The organism is Pseudobacillus sp. FSL P4-0506 (genome assembly GCF_038003025.1).
GTDB lineage: Bacteria > Bacillota > Bacilli > Bacillales > Domibacillaceae > Pseudobacillus.
Map to the genome: position 1 here is coordinate 3,823,849 of NZ_JBBOOI010000001.1, position 23,405 is coordinate 3,847,253.

The 23,405-nt window shown below is 40.5% G+C and carries 17 protein-coding genes and 1 riboswitch; all 17 genes read right to left on the minus strand.

What is annotated here, in order from left to right:
* Window positions 1–385: 385 nt before the first annotated feature.
* The 17 genes from MKZ02_RS18870 to MKZ02_RS18950 all read right to left on the minus strand — a co-directional run bounded on the left by MKZ02_RS18870 (window position 386) and on the right by MKZ02_RS18950 (window position 23,234).
* Window positions 386–2,098, minus strand: a complete 1,713-nt coding sequence (locus MKZ02_RS18870; RefSeq protein ID WP_340855294.1) for a methyl-accepting chemotaxis protein — start codon at window positions 2,096–2,098, stop codon at window positions 386–388.
* A 182-nt stretch (window positions 2,099–2,280) separates the two neighbouring features.
* Window positions 2,281–3,183, minus strand: coding sequence for an amidase (locus tag MKZ02_RS18875; RefSeq protein ID WP_120036611.1), 903 nt, complete (start codon window positions 3,181–3,183; stop codon window positions 2,281–2,283).
* 49 nt (window positions 3,184–3,232) lie between these two features.
* Window positions 3,233–3,319, minus strand: a riboswitch (cyclic di-GMP riboswitch).
* A gap of 84 nt (window positions 3,320–3,403) precedes the next feature.
* Entirely contained in the window at window positions 3,404–5,071 is a 1,668-nt protein-coding gene (locus MKZ02_RS18880; protein WP_120036610.1) for an FMN-binding glutamate synthase family protein, read from the minus strand.
* 168 nt (window positions 5,072–5,239) lie between these two features.
* Entirely contained in the window at window positions 5,240–6,679 is a 1,440-nt protein-coding gene (gene aspA, locus MKZ02_RS18885) for an aspartate ammonia-lyase (protein WP_406908852.1), read from the minus strand.
* Between the two features lie 361 nt (window positions 6,680–7,040).
* Window positions 7,041–8,327 carry a Zn-dependent hydrolase gene (locus MKZ02_RS18890; RefSeq protein ID WP_052475207.1) on the minus strand — a complete coding sequence of 429 codons (1,287 nt, stop codon included), beginning with the start codon at window positions 8,325–8,327 and terminating at the stop codon, window positions 7,041–7,043.
* 572 nt (window positions 8,328–8,899) lie between these two features.
* Window positions 8,900–9,367, minus strand: coding sequence for a RidA family protein (locus MKZ02_RS18895; protein ID WP_041098752.1), 468 nt, complete (start codon window positions 9,365–9,367; stop codon window positions 8,900–8,902).
* Window positions 9,368–9,744: 377 nt separating this feature from the next.
* Window positions 9,745–11,190 carry a Na+/H+ antiporter NhaC gene (gene nhaC, locus MKZ02_RS18900; protein ID WP_041098754.1) on the minus strand — a complete coding sequence of 482 codons (1,446 nt, stop codon included), beginning with the start codon at window positions 11,188–11,190 and terminating at the stop codon, window positions 9,745–9,747.
* Window positions 11,191–11,387: 197 nt separating this feature from the next.
* Window positions 11,388–12,869, minus strand: coding sequence for an aldehyde dehydrogenase family protein (locus MKZ02_RS18905; RefSeq protein ID WP_340855310.1), 1,482 nt, complete (start codon window positions 12,867–12,869; stop codon window positions 11,388–11,390).
* A gap of 84 nt (window positions 12,870–12,953) precedes the next feature.
* Window positions 12,954–14,333 (minus strand): aminotransferase family protein, encoded by a 1,380-nt coding sequence (locus MKZ02_RS18910; RefSeq protein WP_041098758.1) that lies wholly within the window; start codon window positions 14,331–14,333, stop codon window positions 12,954–12,956.
* Between the two features lie 147 nt (window positions 14,334–14,480).
* Window positions 14,481–15,851: a purine-cytosine permease family protein gene (locus MKZ02_RS18915; RefSeq protein WP_340855311.1), complete on the minus strand. Its 1,371-nt coding sequence runs from the start codon at window positions 15,849–15,851 to the stop codon at window positions 14,481–14,483.
* Window positions 15,852–15,932: 81 nt separating this feature from the next.
* Window positions 15,933–17,051: a class II histone deacetylase gene (locus MKZ02_RS18920; protein WP_041098762.1), complete on the minus strand. Its 1,119-nt coding sequence runs from the start codon at window positions 17,049–17,051 to the stop codon at window positions 15,933–15,935.
* A 47-nt stretch (window positions 17,052–17,098) separates the two neighbouring features.
* Window positions 17,099–18,541: an amino acid permease gene (locus MKZ02_RS18925; RefSeq protein ID WP_340855315.1), complete on the minus strand. Its 1,443-nt coding sequence runs from the start codon at window positions 18,539–18,541 to the stop codon at window positions 17,099–17,101.
* Between the two features lie 743 nt (window positions 18,542–19,284).
* Window positions 19,285–19,974, minus strand: a complete 690-nt coding sequence (locus tag MKZ02_RS18930) for a DUF1028 domain-containing protein (protein ID WP_041098764.1) — start codon at window positions 19,972–19,974, stop codon at window positions 19,285–19,287.
* A gap of 97 nt (window positions 19,975–20,071) precedes the next feature.
* The gene (locus MKZ02_RS18935; RefSeq protein WP_041098767.1) at window positions 20,072–20,518 is read right to left on the minus strand and encodes a RidA family protein; all 447 of its coding nucleotides are present in this window, start codon (window positions 20,516–20,518) and stop codon (window positions 20,072–20,074) included.
* Window positions 20,519–20,576: 58 nt separating this feature from the next.
* Window positions 20,577–21,149 carry an FAD synthetase family protein gene (locus tag MKZ02_RS18940; RefSeq protein ID WP_041098769.1) on the minus strand — a complete coding sequence of 191 codons (573 nt, stop codon included), beginning with the start codon at window positions 21,147–21,149 and terminating at the stop codon, window positions 20,577–20,579.
* A gap of 28 nt (window positions 21,150–21,177) precedes the next feature.
* A complete protein-coding gene (locus tag MKZ02_RS18945; protein WP_340855317.1) occupies window positions 21,178–22,641 on the minus strand; it encodes a 4-hydroxyphenylacetate 3-hydroxylase family protein in 1,464 nt (487 codons plus the stop codon).
* Between the two features lie 77 nt (window positions 22,642–22,718).
* A complete protein-coding gene (locus MKZ02_RS18950; RefSeq protein ID WP_052475209.1) occupies window positions 22,719–23,234 on the minus strand; it encodes a flavin reductase family protein in 516 nt (171 codons plus the stop codon).
* Window positions 23,235–23,405: the final 171 nt, after the last annotated feature.

The following is a 23,405-nucleotide window of genomic DNA, read 5'->3' on the forward strand; positions in this document are numbered from 1 at the left end:
TAAAAAATGGGGGAATCGTCCCGAAAATGTGCTTAGCGTTGTAAATCCGCATTTTCCTGACGGTACCCCTATATGAATAATGACAATCGGCTAAACCGTCCTCCTGTAGAAAGACGGTCAAGCCTTCAATCTCACTATTTCACCTTGACAATCACGAAATTTTCCTTGTAATTACGAAGCGTCACCTCTTCAATTGTTTTCTGCGCTCATACATTTGATGTTCAGAAAAACAATTAAGATCTAATTTACTCGTGACTGTAACTGTCAGGCTCCTATCAAAAACCCCCGAAAGAAAATGTCTTCTTTCGGGGGTTCTTTCAATTAACGGATGAAACAGATTGTTCAAACCTGCAAAAAACGAGAAGCCTTCCTCTGTCTCCATCCTTTACACTTTAAACCTCATAATCAACTGCTGCAGTTCTTCGGATATCTTTGCTAGAGTCGCAGAAGCTGTGGAAATCTCATCCATCGAAACTAATTGTTCTTTTGTTGCTGTTGAGACGCTTTCATTGCTTGCCGCTGACTCTTCAGCTACATTTCTAACGACATTCATTGAATCGGCAACTTGAACAGTACCTGAAGATAGTTGGTTAATCGCGCTAGCAACATCTTTAATTTGGGAGACGACTTCATGAATGGAAATTTCGATTTTCTCAAATGATTCTCCGGCTTCCTGCACTACATTAAGGCCTGCTTCTACTTCTGTTGCCGCAGAGGTCATAGATTGTAAGGTTTGTCCTGTGTTACTTTGAATGATTTGAATCAAATTTGTAATTTGCTCGGCTGAGGCTGCTGATTGTTCAGCAAGCTTCCGTACTTCATCAGCAACTACAGCAAACCCTTTGCCTGCTTCTCCTGCTCTTGCTGCCTCGATGGCAGCATTTAAGGCAAGAAGATTGGTTTGAGCAGCAATCGCTGTAATCACCTCATTAATTCTCCTAATCTCACTTGAGCTTTCGCTAAGTTCTTTAATCGAAACTCCTAACCCTGTAACATTTTCATTGATGGAATTCATCTGTTGCATAACTTTTTCAATCGACTGCTTTCCCTCAGAGGACATATCAGACGTTTGGGAAACTTTTTGTGACACTTGCTCAGCATGAACAGTGATTTTCTCTGCATAACCTGCCATCTCATTAATAATTTTTGTGCTCTCTTCCACACTTCTTAATTGGCGGCTTGATCCTTTAGCCAATTCTTCAATATTAGTAGATACGCTCTCGCCAGCGCGGCTGCTTTGTTCGGCGCTTGCGCTTAATTCTTCAGAAGAAGCCGCAACCAACTCAGATGTTTCGCTCACTGTTTTAATAATTTGCTTTAAGCCATTAATCATGTTGTTAAAAGAGGACACCAGCTGGCCGATTTCATCTTTAGAGCGATAGTTTCCTTCAACCGTAAAGTCTCCGTCTTCCGCCCTGGACATTAAAGATTGGATTTGTTTGATCGGATTGACGATAATTTTCGTAATCATGAGCCCAATGAAAATCGAAATAACGATTCCCAACAAACTAACTGTAATTAAGATCAGCCTAGCTGTTCCCAATTTCTCGTTGTTTTTCTCTTTAATTCTCTTCGCTAATTGCTCATTGTAATCTTGAAGGTCATTAATTGCCTGATTGATTTGCTGGCGTTTCTGAGAAGCTTCTCGATTATAAAGAGCATATGCCTGATCGTTCTTATTTTGAGCAGCCAAATCAAGCACTTTTTGCCTCAGCTCTCGAAATTCAAGCAATCTTTTCTGAAAAACTGCTAATCCTTCTTTCTCTTCGGAGGATAATTCTGTTTTTTTGTATTGCTCCATCCATGCATTATTTTCCTTTATTGCTCGATTAATGCTATTCATCAACTCTTCGTATTTGGCCGGGTCCTTAGTGACCATAATTTCCAAGGTGAAAGCATCGATTGCACGGTTATTGGCATTTATCCTCCCAAGCCAATCAAGCGGCTGCAAGTGCTCCTTATACATTATCTCTGAACCATGAGCCATCTCTTTCATATTTTTATATCCCACTACACCGACAATGCTTGTAATAACAGCAAAGAGAATAATCAGGGTTAATAATTTCTGTGATATCTTCAAATCATGTAGAATCTTCATTGTCTAGCCCCTTTTTTGTAAAGTTTTTATTAAGTTATATCGGACATTTATCATCTAAATATAGAGCTAGTCTCGTCTATAAAAAAAATTTTTTTGGGAATGTTTAAAACATGACACAAATTCAGTAAAAGACATCTAAAACAACTAAAAAAACGCAACTAGAAAAGTTGCGCTTGATATTTTCATGACTGCCATGCCATCCAGCTTTGCAAGGAATGAATAGAGAAACCTTCAAAACTTGAAAGATTGCCGTAATAAGACTTAACGATCGCTAATTGCTCCCACATATATGTCTCGCCTTCTTCAGAAAAAGAAACAAAGTCAGCTTCCGTGGAAGGAACTGTTTCCACTCCAACAGAAACTTTTTTATTCTTTGCTGCAGCGTTATTCATCTCATTTCGAACGAGCTCCATTATTCCGTTCGGGCTGCCAGCAGTATCCCGATAAGCCATAATGGTAATGGCATCCGTATTTGCAATGACCCACTCTGATAGCTTTCCTTTTCCTAAAGTGTTGCTGTAATTTTTTTCATCAAACCAAAATGGAATATCTACTGCAAGAGGCAGACCTAAGCGCTGGGCGGATTGATGGGCCTCTATCAAAAGTGTTTGATAAGCTAAAACTGTTTTTTTATATTGACTGTTCCATCCCTCATATAAATACGGTTCCACATCTAAATGAATTCCCTTAAACTTTTCTTCCGGCAATGCTTTCACCTGGTAATTGGTTACCCAGGAGAAAAAACTTCGCTGCTGGGCAAGCCCCTTGCTGGAAACCCAGGAAGGAGCACCGTCCAGCGCATGCACTTGAATTCCTTTTGCTGCTGCCTGTTTAATAAATTCTTTATAATGCTCTGTTGAAATGCTCTGATCAATCTGCAAATATACTCGTCCCACTTGACGATCCTGCATAAACGCAAGCAGTTTATCTTTGCTTGTAACAATTTCCTGTGTATCCCATAGCCAAGTTGACCGCGGCTCCGTCACTTCATTTGCTGCCGCTCTGTCACTTGTCATCAGAAATACTGCACTTCCTGCCATGAATGCCATCACTATCAACAAACACACATTCTTTACGCTGTACACACCGTTCTCCCCCTTTTGTTGAAAGCCATTGCTCTTCAATGCTGAGGAGAATGGCAGCCCGGCGGCCATACAGTCTCTGCTGCTTAGGTCCGTAGCTTTGCGTCCCTGCCTTTCGCCAGGTTTGCCTTTTACACCTTTATTATCGGTGGAGAAGAAAGGAATGTTTAAGAAATGTAGCAAAAGCAATTAGTTATCTAAAACTCACTGTGTGACACCCACTTTAGACAAGCTCTGTGCCTAGAGGAGGCGACTTTCGCAACGGCTCTTCCCGATGATTGTCTAGTTTCTGATCCCCCCCTATTTGCTGCTCCACCTCCCGGAGGATGTCGGCAAGTGGCGTAACAACCCCCTTATCGTCTTTGTATGCAACATGTTGAGGTTTAAAATGTACAGGCGACTCTAAGCCGGCAGCTGCTGCAAGACGGAATAATCCTTCCCGAAGGGTGATCAAATAGTTGGCTGTCCGGTATTTTTTCTCATCAATGACAAGTGCTTTTTGTAGATCTGGATCAGTGGTGGCCACTCCAACCGGACAAATATTCGATTGACACTTCAATGTTTGAATGCATCCTACTGTAATCATGAATCCACGCGCAATATTAACGAGATCAGCCCCCATCGCAAGAGCAATTGCAATCCGGTCAGGGGTAAACAGCTTGCCGGAAGCGATAATCTTTACCCGGTCACGCACCCCATATTTCTGAAGAGTAGCTACAAGAATAGGCAAAGCGGATTTAATCGGCAACCCTACACTGTCAATCAGTTCCTGGTACGAAGCTCCTGTGCCCCCTTCTCCTCCGTCCACTGTAATAAAATCAGGTCCTTTTCCGGTTTCCTTCATATATTTAGCCAATTCTTCTACACTGTTATTGCTGCCGACGACAATCTTCATTCCCACTGGTTTCCCAGTATGGTGGCGAATTTTCTCAATGAATTCACATATGGAGGGCACATCGCTAAATTCCCGAAAACGGTTTGGACTATCAATTGATTTATAAGGTTCAACTTTACGTATAGCGGCAATTTCGGGTGTTACTTTTTCGGCATCAATATGTCCGCCTCGCGCCTTTGCCCCTTGTGCCAATTTGATCTCAAACGCTTTAATTTGCGGAATTTCACTCTTTTTCTTTAATTCTTCCCAGTCGACTGCTCCTTGTTTATCGCGTATGCCAAATAAACCAGGACCGATCTGCATAATAATATCGACTCCGCCTTTTAAGTGATAAGGGGATAATCCGCCTTCTCCCGTGTTCATCCAAGATCCTTTTCCTAAAGCTAACCCTTCGGATAAAGCGGTAATAGCCTTGTCTCCCAATGATCCATAACTCATGGCTGACATGCCAATCTGTCCTTTTAAAATAAACGGATGCTTAGTAGTTGGGCCAATCACCACAGCCTCCTCATCATCCAGCAAATAAGCGAGTGCCTCTTCATCCTCCCGCTTTTCCTCTCTTTGCATAAAAAGAGGATCTTTTAATAAAATATATTTTTTTGTTAACACTTTTTCTTTTCTGTCTACTTTCAGTTCCTCTGTCAGCTTCGGAAACATATCATTTCGTATGAAAAATCCCTCTTCCTCAAAGTCACGTTTTGATCCAAATCCGACAACATCACGGCTGTATTTTGCACTTTTAACAATATGTTCGTAATCCTCTCTAGAGAAAGGCCGGCCTTCCGTATCACTATTGAACCAATATTGTCTCATTTCCGGTCCAATCTTCTCAAAAAAATAACGAATTCTTCCAAGAAGTGGGTAATTCCTTAAAATGGAGTGGCTTTTCTGATTCCGATCAAATAACATCATATACACTAGAAAAGAAATAAATATAATGAAAATAACGGCCAGCAGCACGGATCCTAAAATAATTAAAAAATCTGCAAGGTTCATTATTATTCCTCCAATTTATGACGGTTCAGGTTTCCTTAATTTGCACGTACGTCGAGGAATATATGCAGGGAAGAGAATTTCATCAGACGCTTGTTATTTCAGTAAAGAAAAGAGCCTCCGAAAATGGACCATTCCCATGTTTTTTCGGAAGCTCTTTTATATTAATTGTTATTTATTAGCGACAGCGTTATCACGTAAAAAAGCAGCCCCAGCAATGCCTGGCTCAGTCATCTCAAAAGGATTTAAAATAAGCTCAATCTCTTCTTCTGTTAAAATTCCCTGCTGCAAGCACAATTCACGAACCGATTTTCCGCTCGCGATCGCTTCTTTGGCAATTTGTGCAGCTGTTTCATATCCAATATGAGGATTGACCGCTGTAATGATTCCCACACTTTTTTCTACGTATTCTTCCAAGCGAGCCACATTGGCCTCAATGCCAGAAAGACAACGGTCTGTAAAGGTACGGAATCCATTCTCCATGATATTGATAGATTGAAGTAAATTAAAAACTAACACAGGTTCCATAACGTTCAACTCAAACTGTCCTGCTTCAGAAGCTAAACAAATCGTGTGATCATTACCTATCACTTGAAAAGCGATTTGATTGATCACTTCTGCCATGACCGGATTGACCTTTCCAGGCATAATCGATGAGCCAGGCTGACGTGCCGGCAGGCTAATCTCAGCAAGCCCTGCGCGCGGACCCGAAGCCATCAACCGAAGATCATTGGCAATCTTAGACATATTAATCATACAAATTTTTAATGCGGCAGACACTTCCGTATACGCATCCGTATTTTGAGTGGCATCAACAAGGTGTCTCGCACTCATTAAAGGAAATCCGCTCAATTCCGCAAGATAGTTAGTCGCGTTTTTTATGTAGTCAGGATCGGCATTCAACCCTGTTCCTACAGCTGTGGCCCCGATATTGACTTCATACAAGTGCGTGCGTGATCGCTGAATTCTTTCCATATCACGTTCTACGACACTGCTATAAGCTTTAAATTCCTGGCCCAGGCGAATAGGAACAGCATCTTGGAGATGGGTACGGCCCATCTTTATCACATGGTCAAACTCCGCCGCTTTTTCCTCAAATACTTTATGCATCTTGCTCATTGTCACAAGCAAACTTTCTAGTGATGCCAATACAGCAATGTGAATAGCAGTAGGAAAAGCATCATTTGTTGACTGCGACATATTTACATGGTTATTAGGACTTAAATAGCTATAGTGGCCTTTTTCGTACCCTAACAATTCCAGGGCACGATTGGCAATCACTTCATTGGCGTTCATATTGATCGAAGTACCGGCCCCGCCTTGAATCGGATCTACAATAAACTGGTTATTCCATTTTCCTTCTATTACTTCTTCCGCTGCCTGTGTAATGGCCTCACCAAGCTCTCTATGTAAACGGCCCGTTTCCATGTTTGCCAAGGCAGCGGCTTTTTTCACTATTCCTAATGCTTTAATCAAAGATCCATGAATGTGATAACCAGTAATAGGAAAGTTTTCGGAAGCGCGCATTGTTTGAATGCCATAGTATGCATCTGCTGCAATCTCTTTTTCACCTAAAAAATCTTTTTCAATTCTTACTTTATCTTTTATCATTATCATTCCATTCCTTTCAGAAACATTTCTCCTGACATGCTGTACCTAGAGTAGTTCTCATCATTGATTCTAAAAAAATGTCTGAAATAAAATATACATTCTTTACATCATAAACAACCTTCTTTTTTAGAACAGTCGACTCACTACCATTTTAAGGAATTATTCCTAAAATATTCTTAATTAAGAATACAACCGGATTATGTATAAGTCAATGTTCCTAGAAAAATATTTTTGGGCTTTATGAAAATTTCGCTCCACATCCAACTATAGCATATTCTTATCTATCTATATCATTTAAAAAATATAAAAAGAAGGAGCTGGCCACTTGCAAGAGCCTGCCCCGTTATAAAACAAAATGCTATTATCTGTTAGCGGCTTCGCTAAATATTCCCTCTTTTATATTGTTTTGTGATAGCTCTCGATCTATGTTTATAATACCTTGTAACATTAAGTTTCCTGCCTTTTCAATATCTTCAGCCAGGCTATTTTCCTCGGGACAATGGCTTTTTCCGTCTATGCTCTTTACAAAAATCATTGCTGACTTTGCAACAGCAGCCATATGGGCAGCATCATGAACGGCCATACTTGCCATGGTGATATGTGGTTCATTTGTTTCCTCAGCAGTATGCTGTAAGATTTTGACGATACTTTGATCCAGATCAATCGGATTCTGATCTAGAAATGTATTCTCGTCAACCTCGACTTGCCGTTTTTGGGCAATCCCCCGCCAACTTTCCCGAATACTTTCTACAATTCCCCGAACTTTTTTGCCGTCTTCTCCTCTAACTTCAAAATTAAATTCAACCTGCCCTGGGATGATATTTGTAGCATTCGGGAAAACCATCAACTTGCCAACTGTACCGACTAAATCTGTTTGGTCTTCCCGGCATAACCGCTCCACTTCAAGAATCATTTCAGCAGCAGCAGTTAGGGCATCATTGCGATGTTCCATCATTGTTGTACCCGAATGATTTGCTTGTCCGCTTACTCGGACGGAACTGCGATACATGCCAACAAATTTATTAATCACAGCTACAGAAAGATCTCGGCTTTCCAATCTCTTGCCCTGCTCAATATGGAGCTCTATAAATACCTTTTTCTCTTTTGCTATTTGCTTCATTTCAGGGAATTTATCCAACCCTCCGCCAACCTTCTCTAATTCTGTTTTAATAAGGACTCCATTTGAATCACTCACGTTCTCCAACATATCGGCCGTTAATTTCCCGGCAAACGATCGACTTCCGAATGTGGATAAATTAAAGTCGTTTGACTCTTCAGCAGTGAATGAGACAATTTCTAAGTCATGATTTAAAGTTATATTATTTTCTATCAAAGTCTTAATAATCTCTTTCGCTGTAAGGACTCCTAATGGACCATCATATTTTCCGCCGTTTGGAACAGAATCTAAATGTGAGCCAATCACAATCGTGCCTTGTTTTTTTCCTGTTCCTTTTTTTCTTCCCCAAATGTTAGCGGCTCCATCAATGGTGACAATTAGTCCCATATCCTTCAGTTCTTTAATAAATCTTTCTCTCACTTCATAATCAGCCTTTGAAAAACTCGGTCTCGTGATACCTCCTTTGTCGTTTTTTCCGTATTCGGCGTATTTTTCGATATCGCTTAATAAGCGTCTTATATTTATTTTCATGTTCGTTCTGTTCCTCACTTTCTTTTTCAATTGAATATGTAAATCTTTTTATTTGCATAAACGCCGCAAATGCTGCTGCCATTCTTTTGGGCTTTCTAGTCTCTCTTTTGCCTGTTATCCGCCGAGCCAATGAAAATATGCTGTCATCGGATAATTATCACCGATTGCTGATGTAGTCTTTTTTCTTTGTTTTCGCAACAATAGGGAACTTCCGTATTCCTCTTCAAACCTTGCGATTACATCAGGTAATCATACAAACTGGTATTTGTAATCCGTTCCATCTAAGTGCAAAGACAACCGGTGTTTTGTCGCCTCATCAATCGATACAAACAGTTGTTTAGCAGAGGACTAAAATTCCTTTACCGATTTTACATACCATGAACCTGCCCTACATTTACTTTTGGCGTTAAATTCATCATATAATTCCTTATTTGATTTATTGAGATACCACCCTCTATCGAAAATCATCTCACTTCTTATTGTTTTTCAAATAAATGAAAGAAACCGCAAATCTCTATATTTTAGAGTATTGCGGTTTTGCTATTCCTTTTGATCAGGATTACGTTATCCTATTAGCCTTCATTGCTCTCTTCGCTAATCACAGCCTCAACATCAATTTCCATTAACATTTCGGGCATCGCAAAACCGCTGACAATCAAACCAGTGCTGCAAGGATAAACATTTTTGAAGTGTTCAGCTATTACTGGATAGACTTTACTGCGGTCTTCTCGCTTGAGTAAATATACAGTAATCTTGCAAATATCATTAACCGTGCCGCCCGCTTCTTCAATCAGTTGTCTGACGCACTTACATGCCTGGTCTGCTTGCTTCGCCACGTCTCCAATTCCATGGAAGTTTCCCTCTAAATCAAAGCCAGTTTGTCCTCTTAGGAAAATACGATTTCCCGCCCGTACAGCCATACTAAACTCATTTTTAATATGATGCTCCGGCTTCCCTAAAGTGGAAGGATAATATTGGTCTGTTTTGAACTTTCTAAATCTTTTAATCGCTGGGCTTTTTACCTCTCCTTGTAATGACATAACTGCCTATCCCTCCTGATTTAGTCATTAAGGAATTTTTCCTTAAATGAACCTTATTTAAAATATACTATCAATTCATCCAGCGGTCAACAATGTTATAAAATATTTCAAACAATCAGAATTCTTAACTTTTAAAAGTATTCAACGATCTAAGGAAAAGGCAATACAAAGATTGAGAAATAATACTACACCTATGGCTAATATAACTCCCCGACCAGCAACAGCCGCCGCCAAGCCTATCTTTCTTTTTAGTTGTTTAGTAATCCTCCCATTGTTAAACAAGACTTTTAATACGTTACTCAAATATCTGCGTTACTCTATGGGAAGTTTTCATTGAATCAATTATGTTTCACTTAAGCTGAAAATCTGTCCGACATTTAGATATCAATTGCTTTTTTTACGTTAACATCTATTTCTTTCGTTTGTTCTTCTAATGGCAGGCGGTTAATCTTTATATTGAAATAACCAAAAATAATTGCTACGAAAGTACTGATATAGCAAAAAAATGCATAAGGGGCATATTCAACTGCAGAAACGCCAAGCACAGAGAACATAAAAATCCCGCAAGTGGTCCAAGGCATAAGACAGGCTGTTACTGTTCCGCAATCTTCTAACGTACGTCCAAGCAGCTTGGGATGCAGCCCTCGCTGTTTATATTCATTTAAATACATGCGTCCCGGAATAATAACAGACATGAATTGATCGCAGCCGACAATATTGGAGGTAATACATGTACCTGCAGTGGCCGCTATTAGGCTGCCCGTTCGCTTGACTTTACTAAGCAGCGGGCCGAGAATCGCTTCCAATATCTTTGCTTTCTCAAGTACGCCACCAAATGATAAAGCAATCAGAATAAGAGAAACCGTATACATCATTGCCTGAATGCCGCCTTGGTTTAATAATTCATCGGTTATATCATATCCTGTATCGGCAGTATAACCGGAATTCATGACGGTGATTATATCTCCCAGTGAAATGTGCTGGACAAAAAGAGCACAGAATGTACCAACAAGAACGCCGACAGTTAGACCAGGAATAGCTGGTATTTTTAATACAAAAATTAATACAATAACTAAAAGCGGAAGCAATAAAAACGGTGAAATAACAAACTGATCAGAAAGAATTTCTCTGATTTTGACAACTTGTGTTAAATCGGTACTTTCTCCACGAAATCTAAATCCAAGGAATGTATAAATTAAAAGCGAGATAATAAGAGTAGGAACTGTAGTGTTCATTAAATTCCGAATATGTTCAAAGAGGTCTACATTTACAACTGCTGAAGTGAAATTTGTTACATCTGACAACGGACTCATTTTATCGCCAAAATATACACCCGAGACAACTGCTCCGGCAACCATCGGTAAAGGAATCCCTAAGCCATGACCAATTCCCATCAGGGCTACACCAATGGTGCCAGCGGCAAACCAGGCATTTCCTGCTATACTGACAAGCACTGAAATCAGGCAGGCAGTAACCAAAAAATACGTTGGAGACAGAATCCCTAAACCATAATAAACCATTGAAGGAACAATACCAGAAGCTACCCATGAACCAATAAACGCTCCGATAATCACCAGTATAAGCAAGGCCTTGATTGATACACTAATTGTTTTTGTTAAGTGCTCTTCAATTGAATTCCATTTATGTCCTAGCCTTAAAGCAACAATTACTGCAACCACCGTACTTAATAGAAGAGGAACATGCGGATCAGTGCCAAAAACTCCGATCCCTATTGCCAGAGCACAAGCCATAAATATAATCGGTACTAATGCGATCCAGACAGAAGGGTCCTTTGTCGTGTTCTTATTACTTTCTTGATTCATTGTTCTCACTCTCCATTTATTTTCATTGTGCTCCTGGCAACCGTTTCTTCAGAAAACGCTCCGTTTGGAAAACGTTTCCATAATAATTAAACGGGATAAAAAGCTGTTTAAAGAACATCTATCGAACAGTTCTTCGGAACAGCTTTTTCCATTTCATACTCTTTCCATAAAATTGTCTTATCCAATTTATCTTTTTATTAATCTAGACTTACCCATACACTTTTTACTTCTGTGTAATTTTCCAGTGCATAAGAACCCATCTCTCTTCCGAATCCCGATTCCTTATACCCGCCAAATGGAGAGGCTGGGTCGATCGCATCATAGCAGTTAATCCAAACACTTCCTGATTTCAATTGATTCGCTATATTATGGGCTGTTTTTAAGTTTTCTGTCCAAACACCGGCACCTAGCCCATAGGCTGAACTGTTTGCCCGTTCAATCACTTCTTCTACCGAATCGTAAGACATAACAACAACGACCGGTCCAAAAATTTCTTCTTTGGCAATCGTCATATGCTCCTCTACATCTGTAAAGATTGTCGGTTCAATGAAGAAACCTTCTTCCCTCTTCCCACCGCCTGCAGCTAATTTCGCTCCTTCTTTGATTCCAATATTTATATACTCAAACACCCGGTCTTGTTGCTTTTTAGATACAAGAGGTCCCATCGTTGTTTCTTCATCAAGTCCGTTTCCAAGCTTAACCTCTTTCGCCAAAGCAACCATGCCAGAAATAACTTCTTCATATTGGCTTTTATGAACATATACTCTTGAACCGGCACTGCACACTTCTCCCTGATTAAACATAATTCCGGTAAATACACCTGGAATCGCTTTTGAGAGATCGGCATCTGGAAGAATAATATTAGGGGACTTTCCACCTAATTCAAGCGTCAAACGCTTCATCGTGTCCGCAGCCTGTTTCATCAAATGCTTGCCAACAGCAGTAGAACCAGTAAACGCCAGCTTGTTTACATCTGGATGTTCTGCAAGCGCTTGTCCGGCTATCTGGCCAAATCCAGGGACGATATTCACTACACCAGCTGGAAATCCTGCTTTGTGAACAAGCTCGGCAAAATACAGAGCGGAAAGTGGTGTTTGTTCGGCAGGTTTCAATACAACTGTACATCCTGCTGCTAACGCTGGAGCAATTTTCCACGAGAGCATATTAACAGGGAAGTTCCATGGAATAATCTGCCCGACTACACCAACAGGTTCATGTCGTGTATAATTTAAGAAGTTTCCGGAAACAGGAATAGTCTGTCCCATGTTTTTTGTTGTCCAGCCTGCAAAATATCGGAACATTTCGAATGTACCTGGTATATCAACTGTCCTGCATTCACTAATTGGCTTTCCATTGTCCAGCGTATCCAGCTGTGCAAACTCCTCTTTGTTTTCTTCAATAAGATCAGCTAGTTTAAAAAGCAGCTTAGCTTTTTCAGCTGCACTCATTCTTGACCAAGGACCTTCTTCAAACGCCTTTTTGGCTGCTTTCACAGCAAAGTCAATGTCTTTTTCGCCCGCCTCATACACTGTTGTCAGTACTTCACCTGTAGCCGGATTAACTGTTTCAAATGTGCGTGAAGACGCAGATTCCACAAATTCCCCATTGATAAATAGCTTTTTTGTTCCCTTTAAAAATTCGCTTACTCTGCTGCTTATTTCCAACATCTGATTGGTCATTTTAACCTTTCCTCCTTAGTTAAAAAATAAGCATGACAGAGAGCTGCTAAGCTGGTATATTCTCTGTCATGCTGTCATCATGTATTACTTAATTGTCTTTTCAAACTGAGTTACTGCTGCATCAATAATATTAATCATCTCTGAAACTTCTTCTTTGTTAATGATAAGCGGTGGCGCAATAGCAACAATATCTTTGCCTTTTTCAAAGTCTGCCGCTCTTAAAATTAAGTTGCGCTGGAAGCACTGCTCGACAACATAGGACGCCGGTCTGACTGTTTCTGCAAACGGGATATCTGCATCACGGTCTTGCTGAAGCTCAAACCCGGCAAGCAGCCCAACCGCTCTTGTTTTTGTAAAATAACGATGTTTATCTGTTAAATATTCAAAGCCTTTTTTCAGCTCTTTTTCCATATTGTTTACGTTTTCAAGAATGTTGTCGCGTTCAAGAATTTCGATTGTTTTTAATCCTACGGCACAAGCTGTCGGGTGTCCGCTGTACGTAAAGCCGTGTCCCAAAATCTGGTCGTATTGGACGATCGTGTCTCTAATCTCCTTGTTCACTAATACTCCGCCTAACTGGGCATAGCCACTAGTAATCCCTTTCGCTACGCTCATAATATCAGGAACAACATCCCAGTTATCCACACCAAACATTTTTCCTGTTCGGCCAAATCCGCAAATCACCTCATCAGAAATCATTAAAATTTCATTTTCTTCACAAAGTGATTTCACTGCTTTTAAATAACCATCAGGAGAGACATGAACACCACCTGCACCTTGAATTGGCTCAAGAATAAGAGCAGCAATAGTGTCAGCTCCTTCTTTCGCAATCACATCGCGGATACACCCTTCATAATTTGGATCGCTCGTATCGCCTAGCTCACAATTCGTTAAATGTGATTTCGCTCTTACCATATCAGGGTCTTTTGAACCTGAAAAACTATGGAAACCGTCAATGCGTGTAGCAGTGCCGGCTGAAACTGTAGCACCATGATAACTGCGGCTAATGGAAATGATCTTTTTCTTGGCTGGACGGCCTTTTAAATTCCAATAAAAACGCGCCAATTTAAATGCTGTATCATTCGATTCAGATCCGCCGGAAGTAAAGAAGATAGCTTCTAAATCCCCCGGTGCAAGGGATACTACTTTTTCCGCGAGGCGTACTGCCTTTTCATTAGAATAACCGTAGAAAGAAGAACTGTAGGCAATAGTAGACATTTGATCGTAAGCCGCCTGGGCAATTTCTTTATTTCCATGCCCTAAGTTAACATTCCAAAGCATAGAAGCGCCATCAATATATGATTGGCCTTTAATATCCTTTACACGGATTCCTTGGCCCTCAGCGAAAATAATCTTAGGACCGTTTTCAATAAATGTTTTTGGAACTGTCGTTGGGTGTAAATAATGCTTCTTGTCTGCTTCAATTAACTGTTCAACGCTTGATAATTTTTGAGAAATAACCATGTTTATGCCTCCAGTTCTAATATTAAATAGAATGAGAGAAGTAAACTGCTCTCTTAATGAATTTTAAAGGAATATATAAAGAATAATTCCTTAATAAGAAAATACAGACTTTTCAGATAAGTGTCAAGAGTTTTTTTCCTATATTTCTTATATCGCTTTCTTAATTGATTTCGGTGAAGAATGATCTTTAACCTTCTCAAAAGTGTAATACAAACTAAAGGAGATGAGGATTCCTACTAACCAGGCAACATCTAATCCATCCATCATTTTAGATATAGCCCCTTGATAGATTCCATTGTTGATAAATGGGATCTGACAGGCAATAGCTATTAGATAAATAGTTAATGAGCTGATTTTTAACTTTCTAAATGGCCCTTCTTTATCCATAAATTCATCCGGTTTATGGTCCTGACGCCGCAACAAATAAAAATCTGTTAAATTAATAACGCTCCATGGCACGATGAAGAAGAGAATAAACCCTAAATAGATTTGAAAGTTATTCATAAAGTTCCCCGCCCCAACAGTAGCTGCAAGGGCAAGAAGAACCCCAACGATAATACAAGTAAACACACGTATTTTAATGGTAGTTGCAAATTTGAAGAAGTTACTTGCTATTGATAAGGCAATAATTCCCGCCCCATAAATATTTAATGAATTAATAACAATTAATCCAAGAGATAGCAAAATAACAATCACTATGCCAATGCCATCACCCAATTCCTTTATTTGGGCCATTACGTTTCCATCTGCAACCATGCTTGCCAGGGCTGCCCCTAGAAGCATCAGCCAGACAGAACTCAAATAACTCCCTAAGTAAGTATAGACAAAGGTTTTTTTAGATTCACTCGGGTGCATATATCTGGAGTGATCAGAAACATAGGGACCATAAGTAATCTGCCAAGTAACTGAGATCGAGGTAGCCAAAATAAACTCGCTAAAGGAGAAGCCTCCCCGGTTAAGCATTTCCATAGATACTTGACTGACTACAAGTATCGTCAGTGCCCCAAAAATCACCGTATAAGCAATGGTATACAACTTCATCGATTTCTGAATTAATCGCTGGCCGTAGATCGCTAACAGCACCATTGGAATTAAACTGATGATAACAGTTAAATTAAGAGGAAGGCCAAGCGTCTCGTAAATTCCCTGCCCTACTAATACTGTATTGCTTGCTCCATATCCTAAATACATCGTAAAAATGATCAGCATCGGCAGAATAACCCCAAAATATCCGAACTGTGCTCTGCTTTGCATTACTTGGGGAATGCCCAGCTTTGGCCCTTGAGCGGAATGAAGCGCCATTACTGTTGCTCCAATGGCATGCCCTAATAAAATCGACAGAGCAGCCCACCAAAAATTCAAGCCAACAATAACTGCTAGAGCTCCAGTTATGAGGGTAGTCGAAACTGTATTCGCAGCAAACCAAACAAAAAACAGCTCTTTCGGATTTCCTCTTCTTTCGTCTAACGAAACATATTCATAACTTTTCTGCTCTATTGAATTAGAGTTAGCACTCACCTATCATTCCCCCCATCGCTTTAAAAGCTGTCCACAATATAGAGACACTAATTATTTTAAAGTTCATTCGCACAGCAATTATTACACCTGAACTCGAAGATTACTCCAAAATTCTGACTGAATATCGATAACATGATTGATCGCTTCTTTTTGATGATCATATACTTTATCAGGATATCCGTTTGACCCCGCAATGAAAGGATCTTCTACATTGCTTTGTATTTCACTTAACTCTTCAATAATACGGAGTGTACAAAATGGAACATAAGCATTGCTGTATCCGCCCTCATGACAAAAAACTAATTTTTTGCCACAGTGTTTCGCAGCGATCTCCTTCATTACTTCCGTCATTTTTCCAAATCCTTCGGCCGTCACCCTCATTCTTCCCAGCGGATCAAATATGCTTGGGTCCTGCCCCGCTGAGACAATGACTAGTTCCGGTTTGAACTCGTCTGCTAACGGACGAATAATCGATTCAAAAACACTTAGGTAACCAGCATTGCTCATCCCCGGGGGCAAAGGGATATTCACATTATAGCCGCGTCCTTGTCCCTCTCCGACATCTGTGGCATACCCCGTATTACTCGGAAAGTTTAGGTCTTCGTGAACAGAAATAAACAAAACACCAGAGTCTTCATAAAATGCCTTTTCTGTTCCGTTTCCATGATGGACATCCCAATCAAGAACCATGATTCTTTTTAGTCCATATTTTTCCCTTGCATATTTTGCAGCGATTACTACATTGTTAAAGAGGCAAAACCCGATTCCTTTGTCTGCTTCAGCATGATGTCCCGGCGGACGGGTAAGTGCATAAACATTTTCCACCTCTTCCCTCATAACCGCATCAACTGCTGTTAATGCGCCGCCTGCAGAAAGCAGGGCAATCTCATAAGACCCTCTTCCAACGATGGCATGGTCTCCTGCATCTCCGCCTGTCGTATCGCTCAGCAATTTAACCTTATTTATATAATCCGTTGTATGAAACAATTCAATCTCTTGTTTAGTGGCTGACCGCGGTTCAATTTTATTTAGCTTTTTCATCAATCCGCATCTTTCTAGTAAATTGTTCACCCGTCTCTTCGTTGCAGGATCTTCGGAGAAAACATCCTTCTCTAAATAGCCGCCAGAGGGCAAATATAATGTGCCACTCCCCGTATCGTGCCAGAAATAACTCTCATCATAAATATATCCTGTTTTCATTTTCACACCCCTCAAACCTTATTATTCTATTTAAGCCCACGGGCTCTTTACCCCTTAGATGCGTCCACATATTCTGCTTCTTGCTCCATAGGGGAGCTCTCTGACTGCTTGCTATACCTACTGCGTAACATATAAGCTATCAGAATTGTCGCAAAGCTGGTCAGGCTTAGGAAAACTTGTGAACGTGTACCTGAGATCCATATCATCGCTCCAACCACTGTCAACATCCATGCAATAGTTATATAAGACAAATAAGGAAATAACCACATTCTCAACTGTAATTTCTCAGGTGCTTCCTGTTCCAGTTTACGCCGCAAACGAATTTGAGCAAAAGCAAGTATTAAGTAATAGAACAGCGAAATGGCTCCCGCTGAATTAATCAAAAACAGAAATACAGTTTCAGGAAAGAAGTAATTTAAGACAACACCTACATAGCCAAAAACCGTGCCGGCAAGTATGGCCCTTACCGGTACTCCCCGTTTATTCAATTTGACAAGGAACTTCGGAGCATCTCCTTTCTTAGTTAGAGCAAATAAGCTTCTAGAAGTTATATAAAGACAAGAATTGAGCGAGCTAAGCACAGCAGTTAAAACAACCGCCTCCATAATGAATGGAGCAAAAGGAATACCTAATTGTTCTAATGCAATAGCAAAAGGACTTTGAATAGCAACGCCGGCAAACTTAAAGTTCCATGGCACAATGGCTACAATAAAAAAGACAGAAACTACATAAAAGAAAAAGATACGATACATGACTTGATTAGTGGCTTTTGCAGCATACTTAGCAGGCTGGTCAGATTCTGCAGCTGCAATAGTAGCAATTTCAGCTCCTCCCATTGAGAAGAGCACTGTCACACTTCCAACTAATGCAGCAACAGTTCCGTTAGGGAAAAAACCTCCCGCAGAGTATAAGTTTGAAAGACCTGGTGATTCATCAGGCCATAATCCAAGCAGATAGATGGCACCAAGTGAAATGAAGAAAATAATCGCAAATATTTTTATAGAGGCAAACCAAAATTCAGTTTCAGCAAAAGAACGCACCGAATAAAGGTTTGTTAAGGTAAGAACAACTAACAGTATGAAGCATAGAAACCAAGGAGGTATATTCGGAAAATAGTTTACTAGAATGCCAGCCCCTGCTACCGCCTCAATCGCAGCTACAATGACCCACATATACCAATAAAGCCAGCCGACACTAAACCCCGCCCAGTTTCCTAAACCTGCCCGGGCGTATTCGGAAATAGAACCGGCAGTCGGATAGGCCACCGCCATTTCACCAATCATACGCATCACTAAAAATAACAGCCCGCCAGATAGGATATAACTAACAACTGCTGCTGGTCCGGTGGCATTAATCACTGCTCCGCTTCCAACAAAAAGCCCAGCCCCAATGATCCCGCCGAGCGCTATCATTGTTACATGTCGGTTCTTTAACGTACTTTGCAGCTGTCCTTCTGTATGGAGGTCTTGCTGGATACGATTGTTCTCCATTACTCCCCCTCTTTTCTCTAGCTTATTTAATCAAACAATTCACTCTCTTCATATTCTGCATGGAAGAATCCGCTTACAATATTTAAGTCAAAAAAAAACAATATTCAGTCTAAATCAAAGACAGTAAGTTTCCTGAGGCTCTTGATTTATTACTTCTCTTCTCCCTTCTTTTAATTGAGTTTTTAATAAAGGAATAAATCCTTAAATGTTCCTTATAAAAATCATACATCCCATTTTTAGCGGTGTCAATATTTATTTGAATATTATAAAAACTTAAACTTGCGTATTGTTGTCTCATATAATGCTAAATTTTTTTCTTAAGCAGCGCTGCTTTGGAAATTCATGGTTCAGTCATTTCACAAGGGTTTAAAATAATATCTAACTCCTCGGTTAATTAGGCTCCTCTATTCGCACTTTATTCTCTAGCATCTTTATCCCATCCTGTTTTTTGTATTTTAAAAAGATACTAAAAACAGGGAGCTGGTTTTTCATCCAATATACCAGCTCCCTTCCTATTTAAAATGAGAAGCAGAATACAATAACATGACCGCTTTTCTACTAGATATCTCTTTTTACCGTTCTTCTACCATTGATAGTTTACCAAGACCTCCATCTGCCCCGCTGCCTTACTTCTTTCCCGACTCTTTTATTTTAGCCGGCTCTAAGTATTCACAGCATATCTCCTAATTATTTCCAGATCTATACTTTTCAATTCTTTAACCACTCATATGGATTCTTTGCAATTATTCGTCACCTTTTACTCCATAAGAAGGTGCGCGTTCCGGCTCAATGGCTCTAATCTTATAATCCATTGCCTGCGGACTGTAAATCTCCCACAGCTTCTTCAAATCCTGAAGCGGATCTTCACTGTAATCCACCCGTAGATCAACATAAGCAAACGGCGCATCTGGATGATAGACTAAAAGAGCAATAGAATGCTCATCATCTAATTCCCCGCCCATATTAAATCCGAGTTCGATCGCCGAAATTAAGCGCTCAGGCAATGGAAGATCTTTACGATCCATAAAGCGCTGGCCCATTGCAATTGGAATAGATGGATCGCTTAACAAATTACCAATGCTTGCTACGTCCTCGGCATAAAACTCTCCATGCACACCGAGCGCTTTTTCACCTGTAAATACACTCGATCCACCTTTTGCATCGACAACAGCCAGCTGTCTGAATTCTGGAAAGTCCGAAGCAGCCATCATCGTGCGGATCGCTGCTTGTGCATTATATCCCTTTTCCATAGCAGATAGCCCGATAGCTGCCAGACGTGGATCGGTTACATTCTGCGTGAGAATAACTCCTACATTCGACTTGACCCAGGGACACCTTGCCCCAACAGATGGACTGCTGGAAGTTACGACCGCTCCTAAGGCTCCTGTTGCTGCACAACGTCCCGCTACAGAAAATGTACTCGTTATCTTCATTTTGATTTCCTCCTTAAAAGATAAGGAGCAACAAATATAGCTCTTCCTAATGTTGCTGCTCCAGCCATGCAATTATAGTGAAGCAAGACTGCTTGGCTTACTTATCGTCGCTGATGATAGCTTCTACATCAATTTCCACAAGCATTTCAGGAAGAGCCAGCCCGTTAACAACTAACCCAGTACTTACCGGGTATACACCTTTAAAATGTTTAGCAATGACACTGTAAACATCTTTCCGATAATTCCGGTCCGTTACATAGGTTGTGAGTTTACAAACGTCTGTCATCTTTCCCCCAGCTTCTTCAAGAAGCTGCTTAATGCAGCGACAAGCGTTTTCTGTTTGGGCAATAACATCGTTCTCTCCATGGAAATTCCCGTCTAAATCAAATGCTGTCTGGCCTCTCATGAATATGCGGTTCCCAGCACGAACAACCATTGAAAACTCATTGGCTACATGATGAGATTCTTCTCCCATATGAGAGGGATAAAACTTGTTTGTTTCAAACTTGCGAAATCTTTTAATTTCCACTGTCTCAGTTTTCATCGTTTTCCTTCTCCTTTGCTTCTAACATAAATTAGTACAAAAAAATGAAATTTGACCTTTATGAATTTGCAACATAAGATTTTTCCAAAATAGATCCATTAAAGCGCTCTTCCCCCAGCAGCTTTGCTGCCTGAGAGAATTTCCCCTGCTTTAACAGGCCGCGTATCCGGGTGGAAGAAATCATTTCTCCTTGCTCACATGTTAACGGCTGTACAATACCTATATTGAAGTAACGGCGCAACACTTCGATTGTGCCTTTTCTATTTTTACCAAAGAGAAAATTTGGGCCCTCCCATACTTCAAGGGGATTCATTTCTTGTATTTCCTCAATAAAATCTGGTACTTCTTGTTTCATGAACGCCTCATTAAACGGGCCGACAATCACATGGTCAACCCTGAGCATGTCAAGCCGCTGCAACTTTTCTTCTACTGTCATTAAGAGCTGGCAGCCTGTAAAAAACACTTTGGGAGGAGGATCAAAGGTATAGACAACAAAAGGTACCTCAAGCTTTTTAGCCCGTTCTTTTGCTTTTAGTAATAAGGCCTGATGTCCCCTGTGAATCCCATCAAGAGCGCCGATTGTCAGAACAGATGCAGGCAGCTTCAACGTACCTGGTGTATGAATATCCAATGAAACCTTCCCCTTTCTATTTTTAAGATTACAAATTAGTAACAGCTATGGAGGGCTTCAAATCGGCTGCTTTACGAACAAGCTCACGCTGGTTTTCTGCATCGAAGTTGCTGAAAACAGCCATTTGCTGAGCGAACGGCGGGCTTTGTGCAAACAATTCAAACGTTGTTCTATGCCCTGCATAGGAAGAATTTAAAAGGTCCCTTGCAAAGTACAGTAATTTCCCTCTCTCTTCCGGACTCCATTCACCAACAGAATAATACTTATCGATATATTCCTGGACTGACGGATCAGCCATCGTTGTTGAATCCGGTGTTACAGCTAATTGCCCACCAACGAGCTCTCTCGTTAAATGAGCCATGGCCGGGAAGTTCGACAAGGCAAACACACGTCCAGTGTAAAGCAGAGATTGATTCGGCATCATTAAACCGCCCGGGCTCACTTCTGCATTGGCCACTGCCGCTGTTAAGTGAGCATTGATACTTTCACGGTAATTGATTAATTGCGAAACTTTTTCCTTTACTGCTTGGAGTTGAGTAAGTCCTGTTTGTTCTACGTTAAGCAAAGCTACTCCAATTAAATAATCAGCTCGGCGCAGCATTCTGAGTGTATAGTTAAAGGCAGAATAACGGTGCAATGTTGAACGGATGTAAGCAGCTGATTCTAAAGAACGGTGAAACAACACATTTTCCCATGGAATAAGCACATTATCGAAAATAAGTAGCGTATCAATTTCTTCAAATTTAGTTGCGATTGGATAATCTGTTTCATTTTTATTGGTGCCGAGCGAAGAACGGCAAATGTGCTTCAATCCAGGCGCTCCCATGTCACAAATGAATCCGCACGCGAAAGGAGCCATTTTTTCTGACCCTGCATTCCAATCCAAGATGGTTGGTTTAACGAAAGCCTGGTGAGCGTAAGCAGCTGCTGTTTCGAATTTAGCTCCTTTTACGACAATACCTCTGTCGTTTTCTTCAACAACATGAAGCAAAGTGCCGCCGTCTTCTCCGCTGAACAGCTTGCTGCGATCGCCCTTCGGATCTGTATTAGCAGAAACATGGAATAAATCCTCTCTTGCCACGCGATCGATATGATAATCAATGTTCTTTGCATACGTAGGGTCAATTTCATTCAATTTGTCCTTCGCATCGTATAAAGACCACATTTCACCGATCGTTTCATCACCGACACGGTAAACGACCCCGCCAAGATCATCCAGTACAGTTTCCACGTGGGTACGGATTGCTGTTAAATCTTCTTTTGTTTTCGGTGTCTTATATGCACGAGAAACAACTTCTCCATCCTCCAGTGTCGTTGTTAAAATATCCTTATATTGCGCTTCACGAGCCATATCATACATTCTGGCTTTCACATCAATAATTGGCTTAAACGATGGATGTTCTGCCACATTTGTAACCTTCTCACCATCAATGTAGATCTCCCGGCCATCATTCAGTGATTCACGATATTGTTTGCCCGTCATTAAGGCCATATTTTTTTCCTCCCTATATATTTAGCTTTTAATCTTCTTTAAAAAGACTTATAGATCCTAAAATATTTAACACACTGCTATTCAGCAGGTTTAAATTTGCCGAACTTTCCTCTGAAATAAGCTAATGGATTTCCGTCTTCTGCATTGGCTTTTTGAACTTCCGCAAGAAAAACGGAATGGGTGCCGCCAGCTACTTCTTCGACTACCCGGCATTCAACTTGTGCCAGCGTGCCATTCAACACCGGATTTCCAAGTTCACCATAGGACATCTCCACACCTTTAAACTTCTCTGTATTTGCTTTTGCAAACTGCATTGCCAGCTCACTTTGCTGCTCTGCAAGAATATTTACAGTGAAAGAGCCTTTTTTAGAAATGGCGTGACATGTACCAGTGCTTCTATTAGCGCAGATAAGCAGCATTGGTGGATCTAGCGAGACAGAACTTACCGCACTGGCTGTAATGCCGTAATCCACTTCCTCGTCTCTTACGGTAATGATCGATACACCGCTAGTAAAATGGCCAATTACATTCCTAAACTCTTCAGAGCTTACTAACCGCTTAGAACTATTCTCTTTGGAAGAAAGTGTACTCATTCTGTTGCCTCCTTTTTAATTAAGGAATTATTCTTAATATGTTCCTTAATTAAAATATATAGAGTTTCAATTAGAAAGTCAACGAAATTTTCTAAAAATTCTATTTCCATTTTCTTTTTAAAATCTAGACTTTTTGTCGAATGTCCAGAAAGAAGAAGGAATAGTTGAAAA